Raw genomic sequence first — 3,732 nt, forward strand, 5'->3', positions numbered from 1 at the left:
GTCCGGTGGGAGGGGGACGGAACCGGTGAGAGAGCGATGCGTCCGGTGGGCGAGGAACGGATCCGGGGGAAGAGCGATGGATCCGGTCGGAGAGGGTCGGAGCGGGGGCGCTGGCCTCGGACCGCGGCGCCTCAGGTACCGGCCGGGCACACCTGCTCGTCGGCGACGGGGGCCAGGTGGGCCAGGCAGGAGTCGGGCCGCGCGAACGGCTCCAGGCCGGTGGCGGTCAGCGGCGCGTCCAGCGCGGCCAGCGCGCCCCGCATCAGCCCCAGGTGGACCGAGCAGACCAGGTCGCCGTGCTCCTCGGCCAGTTCGAGGAAGGGGCAGTGGCGCAGCCGGATCCGCCGCGGCGGTCCCGACCCGCCCGGTGCTTCGGGCGCCGGGTCGAACCCCAGATCGCCCAGCAGGGCCACGAGACGGGCCGCGGACTCGCCGGCCGTCGGCCGGTGGCCGGGCGGCGGCGGGTCGATCAGGTGGTGTCCGAAGGCGCGGCCCGCCTCCGTCGCGGCCGTACGCGCCTCGGAACCCTGGGCGGCCAGTCCCCCCAGCAGGACCTGGGCCAGCAGACGGTAGCCGCGGGTGCCGCCGCGGTCCATGCCCGGCCGCGGGGCGTACACCGTACGGGGGCGGCCCGGGCCGGAGGGCTCCGCGGTCCGCCGCTCCACCAGCCCGTCGGCCACCAGGGCGTCCAGGTGGAAGCGCACGGTGTTGGGGTGGACGCCGATCCGCGCGGCGGTCTCCGCCACGCCCAGCGGCCCGACGGCGGCCCGCAGCACCTCCAGCACCTCGCGTCGACGAGGGCTCTCACGCGGCGGACCCACGCTCACTCCCCCCTTCCCACCTGCGGCGATTTTGTACGACTGACGTTTGGAACAATTCCCGCGAGAAGCATAGAGTCCGCTTGTGAGCCGAGGAGAAGAGGGGCATCCCATGACGGCACCCGCCGCGCGCGCCACCGGGCAGGCCGGGTCGGCGCCTGTGGACCCGCGCGTCCTGTGCGACGCCCACGCCCTCGCCGGCGACCCGCCGGTGCCGGCCGGTGTGCTGTGGAAGCTGCAGGAGGCCGGACGCCAGCTCGACGCCAACCTCGTGCGCGTCGCGCCGGGCGGGCACATCGCGCCGCACGCCGAACCGGACCTGGACGTGCTGCTGTTCGTCGTCTCGGGCGGCGGCGTCCTCGGCGCGGGCCCGCAGGACGAGCCGCGCCGGCTCACCGAAGGGGCCGCGGTGTGGCTGCCGCACGGCGCCACGCGCAGCATCACCGCGGGCGAGGCCGGTCTCACCTCCCTGACGGTGCACCGGCGCCGCCCCGGCCTGCAGATCCGCCCGCGCGGCGAGACGCCCTGACCCGGGGACGCCCCGGCCGGCGGGACGTTCGCGGGCATCCGCGCGGCGGCCGGGGGCCGGTGGCGTACGGCAGTCGAGTCCGGACGGCCCCTGTCCGCGTGCGCCGGCGCACGCCGTAGGGTGCCCCCGTGACTGCCTTCACCGACGACGCGATCCCCGGCCGTTACGGCCCCACCGCCACCACCGAGGCCGATCCCCGCCAGGTGGGCCGGGTACGCACCGCGTACGCGCCCGCGCACGACGGCGACCCCGACCCCGGGGAGATCGTCTGGACCTGGGTGCCCTTCGAGGAGAACGACGGGCGCGGCAAGGACCGCCCGGTCCTCGTGGTGGCCCGGGAGGCCGCGGGGACCCTGCTGGCCGTTCAGCTGTCCAGCAAGGCCCACGACGGGGACCGCGACTGGGTGCCGATCGGCAGCGGCCCGTGGGACCGGTCGGGGCGCGCGTCGTGGGTGGACGTGGAGCGGGTGCTGCGACTGCACGAGGCGGGCATGCGACGCGAGGCCTGCGCGCTGGACCGGATGCGGTTCGACTCCGTGATCCAGCGGCTCCGGGAACGCTACGGCTGGACCTGATCCGGACACACCTGACCCGGGCACGCTTGGCCCGGGCGCACAGAACCCGGGCGCACCTGACCCGGGTGCACAGGACCCAAGGCACGGCGGACGCCGGGCACAGCGGCCTCCAGGCACGACGGACTCCGGGCGCACGCCCCCGCACCTCAACCGCCCCGCCCCGCCGCGCGGGCGTGCGCGGGCGCGCCCACGGCGCCACCCCCGTGGGCCCCGTGAGCGCGGCCGGCCGGGCCGGGCGGGCGGACCCGGCGGACCGGTCGCCTCCGCCCCGACCCTGCACGCATCGTGAGCGATCCCGCACCCCTGGTGCAACGGATTTCCCGGAGGCCGCCCTTCCGCCAGAGCCGCAGGTGAGCGCCGTGAAGCCCCGGCAAACATCGCGGGAACGGAGATTCCGGGGCAGGATTGTCCCGTTGTGCACCCTTGTGCGAATCGGCCACAGGGGCTTGGGTGGGGACGGTGCGACGCCGTCCCGGCCCGGTGATCCCGAGCCGGTGGCATGTGGAATTCCAGGAGGATCCCGACATGTCAGATTCGCGAAGTGCGGCGGTGGGAGGCTGTACCCGGCCCCGTACCGCCCTGACCGAAGCCGAGGTGGAGGCCCTGGTCCGGGGCATCTGCTTCAAGACCGGACCGCCCCGCACCGTCGGGGTCGAGGTGGAGTGGCTGATCCACGAGCTGCACGCCCCATGGCTCCCGGTCACCCCCGAACGTCTCGAAGCGGCCTACGCCGCCCTGAAGACCGTGCCGCTGAAGTCGGCGCTCACCGTCGAACCCGGCGGCCAGCTGGAGCTGAGTTCGCCGCCCGCCGGCAGCCTGACGGAGTGCGTCACCACCGCCCGCGCCGACCTCGACGCCGTCCGCGCCGCCCTGGCCGGCCAGGACCTGCGCCTCGTCGGCCTCGGCCACGACCCCTGGCACACCCCCCGCAGATTCCTGCGGGAGCGCCGCTACGACGCCCTGGAGGCGTGCCTGGACCGCGGCGGCCCGGCCGGCCGGCACATGATGTGCACCTCCGCCTCGGTGCAGGTCTGCCTGGACGCCGGCCACGAGGAGCCCGGCCCGCTGGGCCACGTACGCCGCTGGTGGCTGGCGCACCGGCTCGGCCCGGTGCTGGTGGCCGCGTTCGCCAACTCCCCGCTGCTCGGGCAGCGCCCCACGGGCTGGCTGTCCACCCGGCAACTGCTGTGGGCGCAGATCGGCCCGGGCCGGGCGGGCGCTCCCCCGCTGGACGGCACTCCCCGCGCCGCCTGGGCCCGGCACGTGCTGGACGCCCCGGTGATGTGCGTACGGCGCGACGACGGGCCGTGGGAGGTGCCCGAGGCGCTGACCCTCCGCCAGTGGGTCCGCTCGGGTCTGCCCCGGCCGCCCACCGAGGACGATCTCGACTACCACCTCACCACCCTGTTCCCGCCGGTCAGGCCGCGCGGCCACCTGGAGCTGCGCATGATCGACGCGCAGCCCGGCGACGACGGCTGGATCGTGCCGCTGGCGGTGGTGACGGCGCTCTTCGACGACCCGCGGGCGGCGGAGAGCGCGTACCGGGCGGTAAAACCGCTCACCGAGCGGACCTGCGGCCTGCCCGCCCCGCACAATCCGCTGTGGACGGCGGCCGCCCGCACCGGGCTCGCCGATCCGGAGCTGCACGAGGCGGCCGTCGCCTGCTTCGCCGCCGCCCGGGAGGCCCTGCCCCGGCTCGGGGCCGGCCCCGAGGTGACGGACGCCGTCGGCACGTTCTGGGACCGCTACGTCCGGCGCGGCCGCTCACCCGCCCACGACCTGCTCGACCGGCAGCACGACGGCCCCGACC

General features: G+C 76.3%; 4 protein-coding genes. 3 read left to right on the forward strand and 1 reads right to left on the reverse strand.

Annotated elements, in window-relative coordinates:
- Positions 1 to 131: 131 nt before the first annotated feature.
- Positions 132 to 821 carry a helix-turn-helix transcriptional regulator gene (locus GV126_RS34095; protein WP_185948052.1) on the reverse strand — a complete coding sequence of 230 codons (690 nt, stop codon included), beginning with the start codon at positions 819 to 821 and terminating at the stop codon, positions 132 to 134.
- A 109-nt stretch (positions 822 to 930) separates the two neighbouring features.
- On the opposite strand from GV126_RS34095, the gene GV126_RS34100 reads away from it, so the two are divergent.
- The 3 genes from GV126_RS34100 to egtA form a co-directional block, all read left to right on the forward strand.
- Positions 931 to 1,347, forward strand: coding sequence for a cupin domain-containing protein (locus GV126_RS34100; RefSeq protein WP_159675098.1), 417 nt, complete (start codon positions 931 to 933; stop codon positions 1,345 to 1,347).
- A 128-nt stretch (positions 1,348 to 1,475) separates the two neighbouring features.
- The gene (locus GV126_RS34105; protein WP_159675100.1) at positions 1,476 to 1,922 is read left to right on the forward strand and encodes a type II toxin-antitoxin system PemK/MazF family toxin; all 447 of its coding nucleotides are present in this window, start codon (positions 1,476 to 1,478) and stop codon (positions 1,920 to 1,922) included.
- 525 nt (positions 1,923 to 2,447) lie between these two features.
- A partial coding sequence (egtA, locus tag GV126_RS34110) for an ergothioneine biosynthesis glutamate--cysteine ligase EgtA (RefSeq protein WP_159675102.1) occupies positions 2,448 to 3,732 on the forward strand: 1,285 nt, incomplete at its 3' end.

This window comes from Streptomyces mexicanus, assembly GCF_902506575.1.
GTDB lineage: Bacteria > Actinomycetota > Actinomycetes > Streptomycetales > Streptomycetaceae > Streptomyces > Streptomyces mexicanus.